The sequence below is a fragment of the Polyangium fumosum genome, from assembly GCF_005144585.1.
Classification (GTDB): Bacteria; Myxococcota_A; Polyangia; order Polyangiales; family Polyangiaceae; genus Polyangium; species Polyangium fumosum.
Window position 1 is genome coordinate 178,079 of sequence record NZ_SSMQ01000009.1, and the last position, 19,244, is coordinate 197,322.

Genomic DNA, 19,244 nt, shown 5'->3' on the forward strand with positions numbered 1-19,244 from the left:
GGCCCAACGACTGCGCGATGAGCGCGACGCCGCCATTTGACACCCCTCGGCGCGACGCCCTACAACCATGAGGTCCGAGATCGTCGGGCTCCGAAGGCCGCTCGACACGGGTAGGGTATGTACACGAACGCGGGGACTTTGTCGTTCGACCTCGCCGAAGGGCTCGTGCGGCTCGGCGGAGAAGCGCGCGTCGTCGTGCCCGCCTCGGCGCTCATGGCGCTCTGGGGCGGCGCGAGCCCAGCCGCGCGCCGCGTCTTCGGTCGAGCTCTCGGCGAGTCGATCGGACGCGCCGCCGCCAAACGTCTCGCCGCCGATGGCGCAGACCCGACGCACGCGATGATCGACGCGAGCCCCGAAGCCGCGCTCTCCGAGCTCGCCGCCACGTGGGCGCTCGCCGGCCTCGGCGCGCTCGATCTCGAACGGTGGGGACGCGCGCTCGTGTTCGTCGTGGCGGGCTCACCGCTCGGCGCGGACGGCGACGAGCTCTGCGAGATCACGCTCGAAGGCGCGCTGTCCGTGGCGAGCGGCAAGAGCGCGCGGGTCGTGCGGATCGAGCGCGTCGAGGCGCGCGCGCGGTTCTTCGTGAGCAACGCAGGCGCGACGGCGAGGATGCGCGCGGAGCTCGCGCGAGGCACGGTATGGGCCGAGGTGCTCGCCGAGCTCGACGGGCCCGCCTCCCGAGGTGACGCTTGAGCGACGACGACGACCAGGACTGGCCCGGCTCGCCAGAGACGAAGGTTTCGAAATCCACGCCGGACCTCGTGCCGCCCGCATCGTCGCGACAACCACGCTCGCTCAAAGACGAGCTGCCGCTCGACGACGCCTTGCCCGGCATCCTCGATCCCGAGGCCGAGCCGCTGCCCGAATCCGAGGAGCGACCTCCCGCCTCGCGCAAGGTCGCGAGCGTGCGCGTCCCGGACGCGCGCGGCGACGAGCGCGTCGACGACTATTCGACCTGGGAGATCGACGGCCTCACGGCGGAGCCTCCGCCCACGCGCAAGGCCGGCTGGCTCGGCGTGGAACGCAAGGCGCCGGGCGAGGACGCGCGCGTGCGCATCGAGCCCAACGCCGCCCAGGGGCCCACGCTCGTGCGGCGCGTGCTGCCGGAGGACGAGCTCGTCGCGCTCGGCTCTCCTGCACGCGCCCACCGCCCTGCCACGTTCGGCGAGCTGCTCGACGCTTCGCTTGTGCTGGGTGAAGAGGGGGAGTGAGTCTCTCCTCCCCCGATCAAGGACGCCTCAGGCGCCCTTCTTCGGAGGCTGCTGGGGCGACATCGTCCGCGCCATGAACGAGTAGACGTCCATCTTGTCGCGCGGCGACTGCCCCTTCTCGGTGAGCTTCTGCGCGATGTCGTCGACGAGCGCGCGCATGCGCTCGTACGTGGCTGCGCTCGGCGCGCGCTCGTACTTGAGCGGGAAGCTCATCATCGCCGCCTGCTTCTCGTAGAACGACGGCTTCACGAAGACGTGCTCCTCCGGCGTCATGAGCGCCGAGAGCACCGTCGCGAGCGGCCACGTCGCGAGCTTCGCCTTCCCGAGGACCGCGACGAGACGATCAAAACGCGCGTCGTACGCATCGGAACCATGAAGCAAATCGCGCACCGCCTCGGCGACGGCGCGGTCGTGCTCGGCCGCCATCTTGGTGAACGGGATGATGTCGCCGAGCGGGTGCAAGAGGCCCGTCGCCGCCTTGTGGATCGTGCGCACGTTCGCCACGATCTCCGCAAACGCGCCCGCCTGGATCTGCTTGTCGAGCACGTCGCGCGCGAGGAGATCCCGCGCCGTGGCCATCGCGATCGCGCGCGTCGCCTTGGCCTTCTTGGCCGTCGGGTTCGGATCCTCGACCCCACGCTCCTCCTTGGCGAACCGCGCGCTCGTGAAGCCGCCCGGGAAGATCTCCAGGAACAACGCGAACTGCGCCTCGAAGTTCGGCAGGACGGGCGCCACCGCCTTCTGCTTGGGCTTGCCCGACGGCGACCTCTGATCCTTGAGCCCGCGGACCTTCTTCTCGAGGGCCCGCGCCTCCGCAGCGCCGAGCGTGACCGGCTCGAGCTTCGACCAGAAGGCCTTGGCGATCGAGTGGCTCATGCCATCCTCGAAGTCGTAGAAGCGCTTGTCGTCGCGTTCTTCGGAGAGATAGCCGAGGCCCCACTCGGGACAGCCCGGGTGCTTGACGATCATCGGCGCGACGGCGGAGGCAGGGGGGACGTTCACGGTCATGGGCGGCCAGAGTAGCCCATGAGGAGCGCGGCGCACGCTCTGTCCGCGCTCAATTCAGGTCGCGACCGCCCGGCATGAGCGTGTGCCTCTGCATCGCGAGGACCTCAGCGACGCGGCGAACACGCGCGCGCGGCGAGAGCGTCTCGAGGATCGCTTGACGTTCGCGTGCGTCGAGCACGAGGTGGTGGGCGCAGAGGTCGGCGAGCAAAGCCGGCTTCGCGTCGCGCGGCAAGCGAAACTCGAAGCCGCGATCCCGCTCCCGAACGAACTGCGCGAACGCCGTCGCGGTCGATACCAGCGCCGACAACTCGCTCTGCGTAATTTCCTCGTCCTGAGGAACGAGCACCTCCGCGGACGCGCGCCGGTACGGCGGTTCGAACGAGAGCTCCGACAAACGAACCCGCACGCGGCCGCGTAGGAGGATGTTGAACCGACCGCCAGGCAGCTCCGTGTGGTCGACGATCGTGCCGAGCCCGGCGACCTGCGCGATCTCCGGATGCCCATGCGCGTCCATCGGGCGCTCGTTCGTGATCATCACGATCGCCATCGAGCGGTGCGTCTTCAGCACGTCGGTCACCATCGCGCGGTACCGCGGCTCGAAGACGTGCAGGGGCAAGAGCGCGCCTGGAAAGAGCACCGTGTTCGGCAGCGGGAAGAGGGGCAACGCAGGGAGCGCCTCCAGCAGATCCGAAAGGGTGTTCATCGAACGAACGTAGCACGCACCACAGGCAGGGCGTACGCCGAGGGCCTTGAACGGACGCGCCTCAGCGGCCGAGCGCGGCGAGCGCGAGCGCGCGTCCCTCGCTCGTGGCGAACGATCCGCCGAACGCGAGGGTCTCCACGAGCGCGCCGGTTTTCCGCTCGCCCCGCGAGACGAGGCAGGTGTGCGTGAGCGAAAGCTTGCAGAGCGCGCCCTTCGCTTCGAGCTCGCGGCCGATGAGGTCGACCACGGTCGCGCCGATCTGCTCCTGGAGCGTCAACCTGCGCGCCACGACGTCGACGACACGGGCGAGCGTGCCGATGCCCGCGACACGCGCGCCCGGCTGGTACGCGACGATCGCCGAGCCAAACGCAGGCAAGAGGTGATGCGGGCAGATGGTCGTGACCGCGAGGTCACGCACGACGACGATGCCCGTGCCCGTGTCGGTCACGCCGAGCGAGCCCTCGCGCAGCACGGCGGAAGCGTCGATCGACTCGCCTTCGAGCAGGTCGTCGGCCCACGCGTCGGCCACGCGCTCGCCCGTGCCCTCGAGCTCGCCCACGGGCTCGTGCCCGAGGGCGCGCAGAAAGTCCTCCACGGCTCGCGCGGCTGCTCTGCGATCGATCATGATGGTCAGTTATACAGCGGCTTCGAGGGGATCCCGATGGGCTTGCGCCCGGAAAAACCCTGATCGAGCTCGTGCCAGTGCTCGACCGCCCGCTCGCCGTACCGCCAGCAGAGCCAGACGTCGCGGCCCTCGATCTGCCCGAGGAAATCACAGAGGCCGATGCGCGGATCCTTCACGGCCACGCCGAGCTCCTCGATGGAGCGCCAGCCCTCTTCGTAGACCAAGAGCTCGGCCCGGAGCGCGCGCTCGTCGGGGTCGAGCGCCTCTTCGCCTTCGATCATCACGAGCAAGCGCTCGCCCTGGCCACGCGCCCGCATCGCGCGCAGGCGCTGGTCGATGTCGAACGCGCGGCGCATCTGCGCGCCGACGAGGAGCGAGAGGCGCGGCACGAGCGCGTTCGCCTCCGCGAGCGTCCAGATGCGCCGAACGCTCAAGGGGACTCTTTCTCGCCCTCGGCCCCAGCCGGCGGCGCCGCGAGCTTGCGCGCCGGATCGTGGTTGCACGGGTTGATGGACCAGAGCACACGCACGCTCCGCGGCAGGACCGGGTGCGCCGTCATCACGGTGCAGGTCTCGCAGGCCGTCGGGAACCCCCGATCGTCCTCGCAGCGCATGCAGGGCTCGACGATCTTCGTGGTCTCTTCGAGGTCGTCGCGCAGGCGGTTCAGGACCGCGAGCTTCTCCTTCAGCTCGTCGATCCGCGCGGCGAGGACCTTCGTGGCCTGCTGCGCAGCCGCGGACCCCGACGTCGCCGTCTTCTTCACGTCGAGGATGGCCTTGATGTCGTCGAGCGACAGGCCTGCCATGCGCATGTCGGTCACGAGCATCAGCCGGTCGAGCTCGGAGCGTTCGAACAGCCGATGCCCGCCGTCGGTGCGCCGGGCGGGCCGCAAGATGCCCTCTTCCTCGTAAAAACGCACGGTGCGGAGCGTGCTGTTCGACAGCCGCGCCATTTCACCGGTGGTCAAGAGCGGCGTTTCGCGCGGGCGGTCCGCCTCCGCAGGCGCACTCGCCTCGGCGGGCGAGTCGGGGCACGGGGCAGGTGCATGAGGATCCACGGGTTTCGAGGGTACATGAGGTTACGTAACCGGCAAGAGGGCATCCCGTCCGCGCTCGCCTGTTTACGTCCCCACATGCTTCTTTTTCATATCCCTCCCAGGTTTGCGCGCCCGCTATGAACGACGGTTCTCACCGCGCGAGGCGGAGCACGAAACTCCGCTTCGCCGGTTGAATTCGATGGAGGCACGTCGCTTGCTGATGGGCTCGGCATGCACTTGCGCTTGCTCCCTCTCACGGGCCTCGCCGCGATCACGACCCTCGCCATGACCCAGCACGCCGACGCGGCCGGCGCCTGGCTCCCAAGCGCGGAGACCACGCCGTTCGAGCAGCGCGTGGCCGTCGCCGTCGGCCCCACGCGCTCCACGTTGTGGACCAGCCTTCGCGCGTCGGCCGACGTCGGCCCGTTCGGGATCATCGTCCCCGTCGCCCCGGGCGCCGCGCTCGATCACAGCTCCGACGCTTGGCTCGAAGCCCTCAACACAGCGACGGCGCCGCGCATCTTCCCGCCGACCGGCGTGACCCCGACGTGCCCCGGCGAAGAGGTCCCCGACGGCTCGGATCCCTTCCACGTGACCGATGAGCTCGGCTCGATCGAGAGCCTCGCGCCGATCGAATCCAAGCTCTTGCCGGACATCGCCGCGGTCTCCGCGTGGGCGAACCAGCACGGCTTCGAGATCGCGCCCGAGGTCTACGCCGCGCTCGACAAGATGGTCGGCAAGCGCTTCTTCGCCGAGCGCTTCAACGCGCCGAACGCGCCGTTCATCACCTCCACCTTGCGTGTCGTGTCCCCGACGCAGGACCCCGTGCTTCCGCTCGCCGTGACGCGCGCCGGCGCCACGGATCTGCGCGTCACGGCGTGGCTGCTCGGCAAGGGCAGGGCCGCGCTCGCGGGCAGCAAGCCGATCACGCTCCCGACGAACGATCTGCACTGGAGCGCAGGCGACGGCGATTCGAACTACGTCACGCTGCGCGCGGACAGGCTCCTCGCCGGCGGGCCGAGCGCGGTGCTGATCGAGGCGGCGAGCCACGAGGCGCTCGTGAGCAACGTGCCGATCGCGAACGGGACGAGCTCGGTCACGGGTGTGGTGACGAGCTTCTTCCAGCGCGCTGCGATCTACGGCGACGGGAACCCGAGCGCCTCGTCCTGCATCACGGTGGCCGCGGTCACGCTCGACGAGCCGTACGCGGTGGCCGAGAGCTGTCCACGCGCCGGGCTCGGCATCGTGGGCGGCGGGCCCGCGTGCGTGGAGTCGCCCGCAGGCGCGGAGCTCGATCCGGCGAAGCTACGTTGCGGCGGCATCACCGACGACCTCGCCGTCGCGCTCTCGGGCATGGTGCCGCAGGATGCGGTGCTCACGCGCGCGACGTTGTTCATCGCGAAAAACGCGGCCGGCAGCGCGTGGCCCGTGACGTTCGAGCCCGCGGCGTCGGACGTCGCGCCCTTGCTCACGGCGACGAGCCTCGATCTCGGCACCTGCAGCGGGAACAGCAGCACGACAGGGAGCGGCAGCAGCTCGAGCTCGGGCGGCAGTTCGAGCTCGGGTGGGCAAGGCGGATCGAACGGCGTGGGCGTGGGCGTCGGCGTCGGCGGATCGGCCGGTTCGTACTACGACGACGACTACGACAACGACGTCAACTGCGCCTGCGTGGGCACCGCGGATCCGGTGATCACCGACGAAACGGGCAGCGGAGGCGACGACTATTATTACGACGACTCGTCCAGCGAGGACTGCAGCGGCGACACCTCCGACGACGACTATTACGACGACTCTTCCGACGACTCGTCCAGCGAGGACTGTAGCGGCGACACCTCCGACGACGACTATTACGACGACTCGTCCAGCGAGGACTGTGGCGGGGGCACCTCCGACGACGACTACTACGACTACGACGACTCGTCCGACGACTCCTCCGACGACTCGTCCAGCGAGGACTGCGGCGGCGACACGGACGACAGCAGCGAGAGCAGCGACTCGGATTGCAGCGGCGACACGGACGACGGCAGCGACGACTGGGGCGACTGGGAAGAGGCGCGCAAGTCGAGCAGCGCAGGTCGGCGCGTCGCGACGATCGACGTGTCTCACCACGACGCGTCGTCGGCTGCGCACCACGCTCCGGCGAAAAAACTGCGCAAGCGCGGGCCCAAGGCGTCCGTGATCACGCTGGGGTTGCTCGCGATCCTCGCGCCGCTGCGTCGCCTCGCGCGGCCCGACCGTTCGCGGCGCAGCTCCAAGGACAAACCCCGGCGCGAGCGCGCTTCTTCGTGAGGGCCCCGCGTGCCCGCTTCCGGGGCTGTCCCGGGCGAGCGGGCACGCGGCCCGAGCCCTTGGACGCGGCAGGAAAACGTCGGGGGCTCCCCGCGGGTCGTGTTGCCGTCCGGGCCGGCGTGATAGGATACTCGAATCATGAATCGCGCCGGGCGCCAGACTCGCGAGGGGGTACAGCGTCGTCGCGGCATGGGCAGCGACCGCCCAAGCGCCACACGAGCACCGAGATCCGCTATGATCTGCAGGCTCGGGATGCATGAACTCGCTCAACGAAGGATGGCGCGCGCGTGGACTCCCTGTTCGATCAAGTAGTCCAGCGTAGCGGCCTTTCGCCGGTGTTCGCGAAGGGCACGATCCAGCGGGCCTTCGCGCGGATCGGCGTCGATGCGGCGAAGATGAAGCGCGACGATCTCGAGCGCGCGCTCCCCACGCTCCAGGCCGCGCTGGGCGTGTTCCTGCCGCCGCAGGAGCTCAAGGAACGAATCACGGACATCGGCAGGCTCTGCCGCTGATCACGGAGCAGGGGGGGCACGTGGGCGTGCGAGACGTGCGCATGCGTGGCTTCCGGAAGCGCACGAGCGTCGAGGAGGCGCTGGCCGCGCTCGTGTCGCGCACGGTCGAGCTCGAAGCCGAGCGCGTGCACGTCACGCAGGCGAGCGGGCGTGTGCTCGCCGAGGACGTGGCCGCCGCCGCGAGCGTGCCGCACTTCCGACGCGCCGCGATGGATGGATGGGCCGTCGTCGGAGCGTCGACGTTCGGGGCGAGCACGTACGCGCCTGTCTCGCTCGTGCTGATCGGCGAGGCGAGGCCGGGCAGGCCGTTCGCGGGCGTGCTGCGGCGCGGCGAGGCCGTGCGCATCACGACGGGCGCGCCGGTGCCCGAGGGCGCGGACGCGGTCCTCATGGCCGAGCGCGCCGAGGAGATCACGCGCGGCGATCAGACGATCGTCTCTGTCGCGGAGCCGGTCTCGCCGGGGAAACACGTCAGCGCGATCGGCGAGGACGTGCCCGCCGGGACGCTCGTGGCGAGGCGAGGCCGCAAGCTCCGGCCGCAGGACGTGGGGCTCTTGGCGAGCGTCGGCGCGGGGCTCGTGTCCGTCGTGCGCAGGCCCCGCGTACGGGTCGTGATCACGGGCGACGAGTTGCTCGCGCCGGGCAGCATGCCCGAGGGCTCGTGCATCGTCGACTCGAACAGCGTGGTGCTCGCGGCGCTCGTCGCGCGGGACGGCGGCGCGCTCTCGCCCACCGTGCGCGCGGCCGATCGGTACGAGCTCGTGCGCGAGGCGATCGGCGGCGGCGACGAGGACGTCGTGCTCGTCTCGGGCGGCTCGTCCGTGGGCCCCGAGGATCACGCGCCGCTCGCGCTCGCGGAGATCGGCGAGGTCACGGTGCACGGCGTGGCGATGCGCCCGTCGAGCCCGGCTGGCTTCGGCTTCGTCCCCGGAGACGGCCGCCCGCGCCCCGTCTTCCTCCTGCCGGGCAACCCGGTCTCTTGCTTGTGCGCGTACGAGTTTTTTGCAGGTCCAACGATCCGCGCGCTCGGCGGCCTCCCGCGCGCGTGGCCCCATCCGCGCGGAAAGGGCCGGCTCGACGCGAAGATCGTCTCTGAGCTCGGCCGCGTGGACTACGTCCGCGTGAAGTACGACGGCGCGCGGGTCACGCCGATCATGACGAGCGGCGCGTCGATCCTCTCCTCCACGACCCGCGCGGACGGCGTCGTGCTCGTCCCCGCCGGCAGCGAGGGCCATGGAGAGGGCGAGGAGGTCGAGGTTCTCCTCTATGATTGACCTCGGGGAAGCGTCGTGAAGCAAGCGCAGCTCCTCAACGTCGTGGACCGGGACCTCGTCCCCGGCCTCGGCGCCGTCGTCCTCGCGGGCGGCCGCAGCAGCCGCATGGGCCGCCCCAAGGCCTGGCTCCCCTTCGGCGACGAGGTCCTCCTCCAGCGCGTCGTGCGTCGCCTCGCCACGGTCGCCGCGCCCCTCGTCGTCGTCCGCGCCCCCGGGCAAGTGCTCCCGCCTCTGCCGGCCGACGTCACCATCGCCGACGACCCCGTCGAAGGTCGCGGGCCTCTCCAGGGCATCGCGGTGGGCCTCGCGGCGCTCGCCGGCAAGGCCGAAGCTGCGTTCGTCTCCGCCACCGACGCGCCTTTCGTGGATCCTTCGCTCGTGCGTTTTCTCTCGGATCTCCGCGGCTCCATGCGCGACGTCGTCGTCCCCCGCGCCGGCGGGCATGACCACCCGCTCGCGGCGGTGTACGGCGTCTCGGTCCTGTCCGAGATCGACGCCCTCCTCGCCGAGGACCGCCTCCGCCCGTTTTTCCTATTCGAGCGCGTCCGCACCCTCGTCGTCCCTGAAAATCAGCTCCGCGAGGCGCCTCTCGTTTCCCTGTCCGGCGACGAGATCCTCGCCTTGCGAAACCTCAACACGCCCGAGGACTTTCGCGCGGCGCTCGACGTCGCGGGCCTGCCGATGCCGCGCGATCCGGCTTGAGCGAAGGCCGCCCACCGGCCACGCTAGGCCCGATGCAAAGGGACCAAGCCGAGACGACCGACGATTCCCCCGCGGCCGATGTGCAGGCCGCCGAGGCGCCTCTGCCCGATCCCCATGCCGACGCCGCCGCGCCCGCCGCGGGCCCGCTCCGGTGGCAGAAAAACCTGCTCCTCCTCGTCCTCACCATCGCCTCGACGCTCGTCACCTTTGCCCTCTCGAACGGCCTCGTCCCCGAAGGCGCGCCGTTCGCCGAGCAGCTCCGCGGCGTGCTCCGCGCGTGGACGTATACCGTTCCGCTCATGGCCATCTTGCTGACGCACGAGCTCGGCCATTACTTCGCGGCGCGCCTCCACAAGGTCCCGGCCTCGCTCCCTTTTTTCATTCCCCTGCCCCTCCTGAGCCCGTTCGGCACCATGGGCGCGGTCATCGGCATGAGCGGACGCATCAAGAGCCGCAATGCCTTGCTCGACATCGGCGCGGCCGGCCCGCTCGCCGGCCTCCTCGTCGCCATTCCGGTGATCCTCTACGGCCTGCGCACCTCGCCCGTCCTGCCCATCCCCGAGGAGGGCATCCAGGAAGGGCAATGCCTGCTCTATTTCGCCCTGAAGCGCCTCGCCATCGGCACGATCCCCGCGGGGCACGACGTCTTCCTCAATGGTCCCGCGTTCGCGGGCTGGGTCGGGCTCTTCGTCACGATGCTGAACCTCGTCCCCGTCGGCCAGCTCGACGGCGGGCACATCGCGTATGCCCTCTTCGGCGAGAAGCAGAATCGATATGCCCGGATCGTCCACGTGACGATGCTCGGCATGTTCCTCTTGAACCTCGCCCGCTTCCTGCCCCCGGCGCTCCGGGCCGGCGAGGGCGTCGGCGACGCCGTCGGCAATTCGATCTCGTGGCTCGTGTGGTTCGTCCTGGTCCACCTGCTCGGCCGCCTCGGCGGCAAGGATCATCCGCCGACCGAGCCGGGCGAGCTCTCGCCCGTGCGCCGCGGCATCGCGGTCCTCTCGCTCGTCGTCTTCGTCCTGCTCTTCATGCCGACGCCCTGGTCGAAGTATTGAGCGAGCGCTCGCTACACGAGCGTCTCGAACAACGTATCGAGGAGCCGATCCGTGGCCCGGGCGCTGCCCTCGGGCCCTCGGCTCATGGGCGCGAAGCGCCACGAATCGCGACGGGAGCACCGGTGGAGATCGAGGATCTCGTGATCGAGGTCGAGGCCGCCGGGGCCCGTTTCGCGTGCCCCGAGCGGCGCTCTCTCGTTCTCCTCCATGGAATCATCAGCCCGCGGCGCGCCGCCGAAGCCCGGCGCGCGGCCGCCCGATTCGCCGCGCCCGGGCCACACGCGCCCCCATCGCGCCCACGCCCGCGGCGGAATCGGCGCCGCGGCGCTCTTCCTCGTCCTCGAACTCGGCCAGGACGAATTCGACGAGGGTCACGCTCTCCATGTATTCGTTCGTCGTGAAAGACCAGGGATCGACGGGGATGGGCCTCCGATCGTGACGTGCAATGGACGGACGGCGGCGAATGCGAGGCGAAAGAAAGCGCATGTTGTTTCTCTCGAAGGTAAGACGTCGACAGCTCTAAGTACGTATCAAGAGATGCTGCTCGCGCCCTTTTCGCTCGCGGCCGCGTCACAAAAAGGGCGCGCGAAATTCAAGGCTTCGCTTTGACGGCCGCCGCCATGGCCTCCACGAGCGACATCGTCGGCGGGGGCACTGAAGGCGTCGGCTCCGGCTCCTCTTCGGCCTCCACCGGCTCCGCCGTGGGCGCAGGCGCGGGCGCCTTCGCGACGGGCACCGCATTCCGGTTCGCCCGGGGCACGTGGCTTTGCCAGCTCGGCGCGGGCATCGCCGCAAGGGCAGGCTTTGCCTCGGGGAGCGCCTTCACCGGCTCCTCGGCGCGCGGCGGCGCCGTCTCCAGCCGGAAGCTCGTGGCGATGCGGTGGGCCCGCTCCGTCGCGCCCGGCATGACCCTGCCCGCGAGCTCCGGCGCCGCCAGCGACGAACGTCCGGCCCGCGCCGCCCGCTCCGAGCCGACCTTGTAGCCCATCACCAGCGATCCTCCGACGGCCACGGCCAAGAGCACGCGGTCGAACGTAATCGGCCGCGGCCGCGACGAGGTCGGCTCACGCTCGCGCGCGGCGTCGCTCGCGGCCTGCGCCGGCGTCGCCGCCGCTGCAGACGCCGGGAAGAGGTCGACGCCGCGGATCGCCGCGCGGACGCTCATCGACACCTCCCCGAGGCCCATGCCGGACGGAGGCGGCAGCATCGACGCACGCGAACGATCCGCGAGCTCGTGCAGCTCCTCCAGCCGATCCTCCTTGCTACGTGGCCCCTCGCGCCCGCTCCCGGGCGCCCATCGGCACGTCGGATCTTCGTCCGCGAGGTTCGTTTGTCCCCGGAAACGTGAAGCAAAGACCTCCGATACGCACCGAGGACAGATCGTCGCCTCCGTCCCCGGGCGTTCGCGCACTCGGGTCCCCCCACAGACGCCGCAAATCGAGCTCATTGGATCCCCCCGAATCCAAGCAGTATGCTCAGCTAGTGCCTCATACTACCAAGCCAAAGCGAGCGTGCATGTCCATTCGACGCGGCTCGGGGGGCGCGGGTTGCGTCGAAAAGCGGCTCGCTCGGGGCGGACGCGGCGCTTCGAGCGGGGGCGTGAAACTCGCGCGTGGCGCGGCTCGTGTGCTAGGAAGGCCGCGCTTGGAGGAAAAAGAATGGGACTTTCCGATGCGCTCGCGGACAAGGACAAGAAGGGCCGGATCATCTCCGACTGCGCCACGTTGATCGACGAAGAGGTCGCGTCGAAGGGGCTCGCCGCGCTGCCGCTCAAGGCGGGTTACAAGGCGATCAAGGGCATCAAGCCCGGCTTCATTCCGCACGTCCTCGAATCGCTCCTGCCCGAGATGGCCACGAAGGTGGACCCGCTCTGGGCCGAGGGCGTCTCCGCGGGCAATCCCGTCAAATTCTTCCAGGACAACCGCGGGCGCGTCGCGGACGCCCTGCTCTCCGTGACCGACGCAAAATCGAAAAACGCGAAAAACGCGCTCGTCCGTTCGACCTACGAATCGCTGCGCGGCACGGCCAAGAAGCACGTCGAGGAGGCCATCCCGCGCCTCTCGAAGGTCATCGAAAAGTACGCCTGACGCGGAGCGACGCTCAGGCGACCTGCGCCGTCCGCGGGATGTCCGGCTCGACGAAGCACCAGCGCACGTCGGACCTCCGGTGGCGCAGTGACGCCTCGAACTCGTTGATCGCCGTGCAGACCTCGTTCGTGGTCACGCCCTCGTAAAAGCTCACCTTCACGGCCACGAGCACCTCGCCCGGACCTTGCTGCATCGTGATCACGTGCAGCACCCGATCGATCTTCGGGTGCGCCGCGACCGCCTGCCGCACCGCCACCTCGACCTCCGGATCGGCCGACTCGCCGATCAGGAGCGACATGATCTCCACCGCGAGGAAGACGGCCACGGCCACGAGCACGACCCCGATCGCGACGCTGCCGACCGCGTCCCACTTCGGATCCCCGGTCACGTACGCCGCCGCCAGCGCGATCGACGCGAGGACGAGGCCGAGCGAGGCCGCCGCGTTCTCGCCGAAGACGACGACGAGGTCCGAGTCCTTCGTGTCCTTGAGGTACTGGAAGAACGGCTTCTGCCCGCGGCGCTTGTTCATCTCGCGGATGTTCGAGATCGTCGCGTTGCCCTCGAGCAGCAGGGAAAACCCGAGGATCCCGAGGCCGAGGTGCACCTTCTCCACGGGCTCGGGGTGGCCGAGCTTGTGGATCCCCTCGTAGATCGAGAAGACGCCGCCACCCGAGAAGAGCAGCAGCGCGACCAGGAACGACCAGAAGTAGAGCGAGCGCCCGTAGCCGAGCGGGTGCGACGCGTCCGGCTTCTTCCGCGCCCGGTTCACGCCGAGCAGGAGCAGGAGCTGGTTGCCGCAATCCGCCGCCGAGTGCAGCGTCTCGGCGAGCAGCGCGCCCGAGCCCGTCAGGAACGCGACCACCCCCTTGCCCGCCGCGATGGCGAGGTTGGTGAGCAGCGACTGGACGATATGGGAGGTCGAATGGTCTTCCGACGACGACACGGCAGCCCTTGTATCACGAGCGGGCCCCGAAAAAGAAAACCCCCAGCAGGCCAAAGCATGCTGGGGGTTTGGGGGCGCAGCTCGGCTTGCCGAGCGTAGCCCCCATGCGCTGACCGCGGGTTCGCTTACGGAGAGCCTTCGCTCAGGAAGGATCGCCGAACGACCGCTGGAAGAGCTCCTCGATCGCCTGCTTTCCGTCCTCGGTCAGGTTCTGCGTGCCGATGCCGGCGAAGGCCTCGCTCTTGATCATCGGCAGGGTCGCCATCTCCCACGCCGTCCCGCTCCAGCGGAACCAGGTCCGCTTCTGCTGGTCGAAGACGTAGAGCGGCTTCTTCCAGAGCCGCGCGAGCTCCGCGCCCCAGCCCGTGCCGCCGCGGACCGTGCCGTCGTCCTGGATCTGGCCGACGACGAAGACCTCGCGCGCCGCGTTGATCTGGTACCAGATCGTCTGCAGCACGTTGCGCACCAGCGGGATCTCGCTGAGCACGCGGCCGAGGCGCTTCGACACGTAGACCAGGCTGAAGTCGCCGCGACGCAGGTCCGCCTCGCTCAGCACCTGCACGCCGCGCGTACGCTCGCGCAGCGTGTGGCCCTCGAAGCTGAAGTTCGTCTCCGTGAGGCCCCAGCGCTCCGCACACGCGCCGAACGCCGCCTCCGCGCCCTTCGCGCCGCCCGAGTACAGGCGGTAGCGCTTGGCGTCGCGCGGGCGCTCGGAGGCCGGCGGGATGTCCGCGTCGATGATCCGCATCGTGTGCGGCTCGAGGCGGAGCGAGAGATCGGCGATCTCCTTGCTGTCGTGATCCTTGAGCAGGCGCAGGCGCACGACGTCCTTCTCGGGGTCGAGGAAGACCACGACGCCGAACTTGTCGAAGAACTTATCGACCGGCGCGGGCGCCGAGCCCGGCTTCGCCTCGCCGGCCTTCGTCGTCGTCGAGAGCCAGAGCTCGGCCGAGTGGTCCCGCGCGAGCGTGCTCAGCGTCTCGATCATGGCCTCGGTCGCGTGCGCGCAGTCGAAGCCGTCGATGATGATCACGTCCGGCGAGAAGTGCGCGATCTCGCGGGCAAACGCCACGGTCTCGACGAGCTTCTTCATCGACGACGACGCGCCTTCGGTCGTGTTCGCGTGACCGAGGAGCGAGAAGATCAGCCGGTGACGCTCCAGGTCCAGGCGCACGGACTCGGGCTCGGCGAGCTTCGTGTACGACGCGATGTCGTGGAAGAGCTCGTCGTAGTAAGCGCGCACGTGATCGACGGCGTGCTCCGTCGAGATGTGCAGCACGCGCCGATCACGCAGCAGATCGTCCAGCGCGATCTGCACGAGGAGCGCCGTCTTGCCGACGCCCGCGCGCGACAGCACGACGCCCACGTTGCCGCGGCCCAGGCCGCCGTGCATCGACTTCTCGAAGACCCGCATGGGGCTCCGCTCGTTGACCTCTTTGCGGTACATCGGTGCCCTCACTTCCCCTTCTTCGCCAGCTCTTCTTTGTGCTTCTTGATGAGCTCCTCGGAGATCGCTCCGGGGACCGGGGCGTACCGGGAGAACTCCATGGTAAACTCAGCTTTGCCCTGCGTCGCGGAGCGAAGAACGGTCGAGAACCCGAACATCTCGGCGAGGGGGACCTCTGCCTCGACGCGGCAGAACCCTTCGGACTCCGTCGTGCCGATGATGATGCCGCGGCGCTGCATCAGGATGCCGACCACGCCGCCCTGGAACTCCGCCGGGCTCTCGGCCGCGACCTTCATGAGCGGCTCGAGGATCTGCGGACCCGCCTTGGGATAAGCCTCACGCCATGCGCCGCGCGAGGCCTCCTGGAACGCGATGTCCGACGAGTCGACGGCGTGCGCGGCGCCGTCGTTGATCGTGACACGGACGCCCGTGACGGGCGCGTGGATGACGAGGCCCTTCGCGAGCATCGAGCGGAAGCCCTTGTCGCACGAAGAGATGAACTCCTTCGGGATGGAGCCGCCCGTGATGTCGTCGACGAACTCGAACCCTTCCTCGAAGGGCTCCATGAAGCCCGCGACCTTGCCGTACTGGCCCGAGCCGCCGGTCTGCTTCTTGTGCGTGTAGTTGAACTCCACGCGGCGCGTGATCGTCTCGCGGTACGCGACGCGCGGCGGGCTCGTCACGACCTCGGCCCCGTACTCGCGCTTCATGCGCTCGATGTACACGTCGAGGTGAAGCTCGCCCATGCCCTGGACGATCGTCTCGTTCGTCTCGGGATCGCTGCCCACGCGGAAGGTCGGGTCCTCCTTCGTGAAGCGCTTCAGCGCCTTCGACATGTTGACCTGCGCCTTGTTGTCCTTCGGCGTCACGGTCAATGAGATGACCGGCTCGGGCACGTGCATGCTCGTCATGGCCACGCTGAGCGTGCCATCGGTGAACGTGTCACCCGAGTTGCAGTCGACGCCGAACATCGCGACGATGTCGCCGGCGCCCGCGCTCTCGATGTCCTCCATCTCGTCGGAGTGCATGCGAACGAGGCGGCCAACCTTGTGGCGCTTGCCCGTGCGGGTGTTCGTGATCTCCTTGCCCTTCGAGATCGTGCCCTGGTAGACGCGCAGGTACGAGAGCTGGCCGAAGCGGCCGTCCTCGAGCTTGAACGCGAGCATGACGAGCGGCTTCTCGGAGTCGCTCTCGAGCGCGATCTTCGCCTCGTCCTTCTCCAGGTCGACGGCGTGGTTCGTCACGTCCGTCGGGCAGGGCAGGAAGGTCGTCACGGCGTTGAGTAGGAGCTGCACGGCCTTGTTCTTGTAGGCCGAGCCCATCATCACGGGCACGATCTGGAGGTTGATCGTGGCCGAGCGGACCGCCTTGTTGATCAGGTCCTCGGTGACCTTCTCCTCGAGCATCGCCTCGGTGAGCTCGTCGGAGAACATGCTCAGCGCGTCGAGCATCTCCTCGCGGCACTTCTGCGCCTCGGCCTGCATGCCGGCCGGGACGTCGGACTCGAGGATCTTCTCGCCGTTCGCGCCCTCGAACCGGAACGCCTTCATCTTGATCAGGTCGACGACGCCCTCGAACTTGTCTTCGAGGCCGATCGGGAGCTGCAAGAGCACCGGGTTCAGGTTGAGCTTCTCGCGGAGCTGGTCACGCGCGCGGAGCGGGTTCGCGCCGGCACGGTCACACTTGTTGACGAACGCGATGCGCGGAACGCCGTAGCGGCGCATCTGGCGATCGACCGTGAGCGACTGCGACTGCACGCCCGCGACCGAGCAGAGCACGAGGATCGCGCCGTCGAGCACGCGCAAGCTGCGCTCGACCTCGATCGTGAAGTCGACGTGGCCGGGCGTGTCGATGATGTTGATCTGGGTGTTGCCCCAGTTGCAGAACGTCGCTGCGGACTGGATGGTGATCCCGCGCTCGCGCTCGAGATCCATCGAGTCCATCTTCGCGCCGACGCCGTCCTTGCCCTTCACGTCGTGAATGGCGTGGATCCTCTTCGTGTAGAAGAGGATGCGCTCGGTCAGCGTGGTCTTCCCCGAGTCGATGTGGGCGCTGATTCCTATGTTCCTGAGCCTGGACAGATCGCTGATCACGAAGAGGACTCCTGCCACCCCCTGGGGGAGGGCGGCTCTCGGCAAAAAACGCGGCGCGCTATAATCGTTAGCCGGCGGTCACGCCAGGGGAAAGTGGACTGGCGTGCCGGCTGACACCGTCTCGTCACGCCGGTGAAGGACGCGATTCCCTTCTTTTCTGGCTCGCCCACCGCATCGCAGGGCGCTCGACGAGCACCCAGGAGACGTAGCCCACGACGAGCGAGGCGACCAGCGCGAACGACGCGGTCCGCGTGAGGTTCTTCCAGGTTGGCGGGGACGCGGGTTCGAGGTCCGCGAGCCCGAGCGCGAGCTGGTGAAAGAGAAACACGCCGTAACTCACGATTCCGACGAAGGCGAGCGGGCGCGGCGCCACGATCCCGAGCGCGCGGCCGCGACAGAGGACGGCCGAGAGGACGAGCGCCGCCGTGACCAGCGAGAGCAGCGCATACGGCGCGCCGCCGCCGGGCTCGAGGTAATGCAGCCCCTCCAGCCGAAACGCGATCACGAGCGCAGGCACGCACACCACGAGCGCGTAGGGCGCGATTGCGGCCGCGCGCTCGCTTCGTGCGTGCGCGACATACGCCCGCGCCGCGAGCGCGCCGAGCACGAACTGATCGAGCCGGCTCGGGATCCACCGCCGCTGCGTCGCTTCGAGCAGGCCCGTGTGGATCCCCGGTTCGAGCACGATCGCGTGAAGCAACATGCGCACGAGCCAGCTCCCGATCACGAGCCCTGCGCCGATCCAGATCGCCCGCCGGCCCTCCTTGCAGACGAGGGGCGCGAGCCACGGAAAGACCAGGTAGAAGCAGGCCTCCGTGGTGAGCGACCACGTCGCCCCGATGATCACGATCCCGCCCGGCGAGACGTATCCTTGGAGCACCAACAGATGCGCAGCGAGCGACGCGGCGAACGAGGGCGCGCCGAGGACGCCGCGGTGAAAGGCGATCGTCACGACGAGCGCGACCCAGTAGGCGGGCAGGATGCGCGCGGCGCGCCGGAGCAAGAAGTCGCGCGGGGTTTGTCCGCCCGAACGGATCCACGAGAGCCCGAGCGAGAAGCCCGAGAGCACGAAGAAGAGATCGACGCCCCACCACGCGTGATGGAGCACCGTCAGGATCCACGGCACGAGCGGCGCCGGCGCGCGAGCCTCGACCGACGCGCGCACGAGCGGGAGGAATCGATCGCCGAGGTGCTGGACGAAGACCGCGAGGATCGCCACGCCGCGCAGGGCATCGAGCTGCGGCAAGGACGGCCCCGCGCTCGGCGCCGGCCTTTCGAGGGCGAGGGGCATACGGACCGACGCGCGCGTCAGCGCGGCTGGATGCGGGCGAGGCCCACGGTGTCGTCCCACTCGTCGCCGTATCCCTCGAAGTGGATGCGGTACCGCTCCTGCCCCACGATGCCCACGATCACGGCGGGGTACATGGTGCTGTGCCACTCGACGCGCACCCGATCGCCGATCTTGTAGATGTTCGTCTGCGCGGCCGCGAGCGCCTTCGCGCGCACCTTCTGCGGCGGCTCGGGGTGGACGACCGTCCCCTCGATGTGACTCTTCACGCGGTCGCGCGGCACGACCTCGTCCCAGATCGGATCGTAGCCCTGGTAGTGGACCTTGAACTTCGTCGGCCCCTGGGTCTCGAGGATGACCGCCGGGTAGACGTTCTTCTCCCACTCGACGAGGACGTTGTCCCCCACGTCGAAGCGCTTCTTGCAGCCCGACGAGAGGGCGGCGAGGAGCGAAAGGGAGAGGACCGAGGACCGAACGAAGGCCATGACGCGGAGTTCGAGCGTCGGAGAGACGTCTCCGGCGGAGGGAGATACCGCCGAGGGCCAGGGCTTGCAAGCGTGTGGAGCGGCACGTCTCCCGCGGCGACCTCGCGAGTGATCTGCTCGACGCCCAGGTGGACGGGCGCCGCCTCGACGACGCGGAGCTCGTGAGCTTCATGTTTCTCCTGCTCGTCGCCGGCTTCGAGACGACGACGCACCTGCTCACGAATTCGCTGCGGCTCCTCGCCGCGCACCCCGATCTGCTCGCCCGCCTGCGCCGCGACCCCACGGCGATCGTCCCCCACGATCCGGGGCGCGATGAGCTGCCGCATCCGGTTCGAGCCGCTCTGAACGCGACGCGCGCTGTGACAAGGTCGGGTGGGATCGGGCTTCGTTCTGCGCTACCCTCGGCCGCGTCGTGAGGTCCGGCGGACGTTTTTCTGAAGCAGCGAGGGCGTGGGGCGCGGGGACGCTCGGACCCGGCCTTTG

The 19,244-nt window shown here is 69.2% G+C and carries 22 protein-coding genes; 9 read left to right on the top strand and 13 right to left on the bottom strand.

Annotation, left to right across the window (positions count from 1 at the left end):
• The first annotated feature begins 117 nt into the window (after positions 1-117).
• Complete coding sequence (locus E8A74_RS11430; RefSeq protein ID WP_136928985.1) at positions 118-693, top strand: hypothetical protein; 576 nt, start codon at positions 118-120, stop codon at positions 691-693.
• A complete protein-coding gene (locus E8A74_RS11435; RefSeq protein ID WP_136928986.1) occupies positions 690-1,211 on the top strand; it encodes a hypothetical protein in 522 nt (173 codons plus the stop codon). The genes E8A74_RS11430 and E8A74_RS11435 overlap by 4 nt, the downstream gene beginning before the upstream one ends.
• A 27-nt stretch (positions 1,212-1,238) precedes the next feature.
• On the opposite strand, the gene E8A74_RS11440 is transcribed toward E8A74_RS11435, so the two are convergent.
• The 5 genes from E8A74_RS11440 to E8A74_RS11460 all read right to left on the bottom strand — a co-directional run bounded on the left by E8A74_RS11440 (position 1,239) and on the right by E8A74_RS11460 (position 4,604).
• On the bottom strand, positions 1,239-2,219 hold the full coding sequence (locus E8A74_RS11440) for a hypothetical protein (protein WP_136928987.1): 981 nt from the start codon (positions 2,217-2,219) through the stop codon (positions 1,239-1,241).
• A 49-nt stretch (positions 2,220-2,268) separates the two neighbouring features.
• A complete protein-coding gene (locus E8A74_RS11445; protein ID WP_136928988.1) occupies positions 2,269-2,922 on the bottom strand; it encodes an LON peptidase substrate-binding domain-containing protein in 654 nt (217 codons plus the stop codon).
• A 61-nt stretch (positions 2,923-2,983) separates the two neighbouring features.
• Complete coding sequence (gene folE, locus E8A74_RS11450) at positions 2,984-3,547, bottom strand: GTP cyclohydrolase I (protein WP_136928989.1); 564 nt, start codon at positions 3,545-3,547, stop codon at positions 2,984-2,986.
• A gap of 5 nt (positions 3,548-3,552) precedes the next feature.
• Complete coding sequence (locus E8A74_RS11455) at positions 3,553-3,981, bottom strand: DUF2203 domain-containing protein (RefSeq protein WP_136928990.1); 429 nt, start codon at positions 3,979-3,981, stop codon at positions 3,553-3,555.
• Positions 3,978-4,604, bottom strand: coding sequence for a helix-turn-helix domain-containing protein (locus E8A74_RS11460; protein ID WP_136928991.1), 627 nt, complete (start codon positions 4,602-4,604; stop codon positions 3,978-3,980). The genes E8A74_RS11455 and E8A74_RS11460 overlap by 4 nt, the downstream gene beginning before the upstream one ends.
• A 210-nt stretch (positions 4,605-4,814) precedes the next feature.
• On the opposite strand from E8A74_RS11460, the gene E8A74_RS11465 reads away from it, so the two are divergent.
• From E8A74_RS11465 to E8A74_RS11485, 5 genes are all read left to right on the top strand, one after another.
• A complete protein-coding gene (locus E8A74_RS11465) occupies positions 4,815-6,872 on the top strand; it encodes a DUF2330 domain-containing protein (RefSeq protein WP_136928992.1) in 2,058 nt (685 codons plus the stop codon).
• A 287-nt stretch (positions 6,873-7,159) separates the two neighbouring features.
• Positions 7,160-7,384, top strand: a complete 225-nt coding sequence (locus tag E8A74_RS11470) for a hypothetical protein (protein ID WP_136928993.1) — start codon at positions 7,160-7,162, stop codon at positions 7,382-7,384.
• Between the two features lie 20 nt (positions 7,385-7,404).
• Positions 7,405-8,658: a molybdopterin molybdotransferase MoeA gene (locus tag E8A74_RS11475; protein ID WP_232379506.1), complete on the top strand. Its 1,254-nt coding sequence runs from the start codon at positions 7,405-7,407 to the stop codon at positions 8,656-8,658.
• A 15-nt stretch (positions 8,659-8,673) separates the two neighbouring features.
• Positions 8,674-9,360, top strand: a complete 687-nt coding sequence (mobA, locus tag E8A74_RS11480) for a molybdenum cofactor guanylyltransferase (RefSeq protein ID WP_232379507.1) — start codon at positions 8,674-8,676, stop codon at positions 9,358-9,360.
• 32 nt (positions 9,361-9,392) lie between these two features.
• Positions 9,393-10,418, top strand: coding sequence for a site-2 protease family protein (locus E8A74_RS11485; RefSeq protein WP_136928994.1), 1,026 nt, complete (start codon positions 9,393-9,395; stop codon positions 10,416-10,418).
• Positions 10,419-10,429: 11 nt separating this feature from the next.
• On the opposite strand, the gene E8A74_RS52140 is transcribed toward E8A74_RS11485, so the two are convergent.
• From E8A74_RS52140 to E8A74_RS11495, 3 genes are all read right to left on the bottom strand, one after another.
• The gene (locus E8A74_RS52140) at positions 10,430-10,627 is read right to left on the bottom strand and encodes a hypothetical protein (protein ID WP_170229050.1); all 198 of its coding nucleotides are present in this window, start codon (positions 10,625-10,627) and stop codon (positions 10,430-10,432) included.
• Positions 10,628-10,634: 7 nt separating this feature from the next.
• Positions 10,635-10,904: a hypothetical protein gene (locus tag E8A74_RS52145; protein ID WP_136967022.1), complete on the bottom strand. Its 270-nt coding sequence runs from the start codon at positions 10,902-10,904 to the stop codon at positions 10,635-10,637.
• A gap of 106 nt (positions 10,905-11,010) precedes the next feature.
• Positions 11,011-11,829 (bottom strand): hypothetical protein, encoded by an 819-nt coding sequence (locus E8A74_RS11495; RefSeq protein ID WP_136928996.1) that lies wholly within the window; start codon positions 11,827-11,829, stop codon positions 11,011-11,013.
• Positions 11,830-12,076: 247 nt separating this feature from the next.
• On the opposite strand from E8A74_RS11495, the gene E8A74_RS11500 reads away from it, so the two are divergent.
• On the top strand, positions 12,077-12,505 hold the full coding sequence (locus E8A74_RS11500) for a DUF6918 family protein (RefSeq protein WP_136928997.1): 429 nt from the start codon (positions 12,077-12,079) through the stop codon (positions 12,503-12,505).
• Between the two features lie 13 nt (positions 12,506-12,518).
• On the opposite strand, the gene E8A74_RS11505 is transcribed toward E8A74_RS11500, so the two are convergent.
• The 5 genes from E8A74_RS11505 to E8A74_RS11525 all read right to left on the bottom strand — a co-directional run bounded on the left by E8A74_RS11505 (position 12,519) and on the right by E8A74_RS11525 (position 18,761).
• The gene (locus E8A74_RS11505) at positions 12,519-13,448 is read right to left on the bottom strand and encodes a cation diffusion facilitator family transporter (protein ID WP_170229051.1); all 930 of its coding nucleotides are present in this window, start codon (positions 13,446-13,448) and stop codon (positions 12,519-12,521) included.
• Between the two features lie 142 nt (positions 13,449-13,590).
• On the bottom strand, positions 13,591-14,895 hold the full coding sequence (locus tag E8A74_RS11510) for a hypothetical protein (protein ID WP_136928999.1): 1,305 nt from the start codon (positions 14,893-14,895) through the stop codon (positions 13,591-13,593).
• An 8-nt stretch (positions 14,896-14,903) separates the two neighbouring features.
• Positions 14,904-16,988 (bottom strand): elongation factor G, encoded by a 2,085-nt coding sequence (gene fusA, locus E8A74_RS11515; RefSeq protein ID WP_136929000.1) that lies wholly within the window; start codon positions 16,986-16,988, stop codon positions 14,904-14,906.
• 124 nt (positions 16,989-17,112) lie between these two features.
• Positions 17,113-18,279: an acyltransferase family protein gene (locus tag E8A74_RS11520; RefSeq protein ID WP_136929001.1), complete on the bottom strand. Its 1,167-nt coding sequence runs from the start codon at positions 18,277-18,279 to the stop codon at positions 17,113-17,115.
• Between the two features lie 17 nt (positions 18,280-18,296).
• Complete coding sequence (locus E8A74_RS11525; protein WP_136929002.1) at positions 18,297-18,761, bottom strand: Tudor-knot domain-containing protein; 465 nt, start codon at positions 18,759-18,761, stop codon at positions 18,297-18,299.
• A gap of 74 nt (positions 18,762-18,835) precedes the next feature.
• On the opposite strand from E8A74_RS11525, the gene E8A74_RS11530 reads away from it, so the two are divergent.
• Entirely contained in the window at positions 18,836-19,177 is a 342-nt protein-coding gene (locus E8A74_RS11530; protein WP_232379508.1) for a cytochrome P450, read from the top strand.
• Positions 19,178-19,244: the final 67 nt, after the last annotated feature.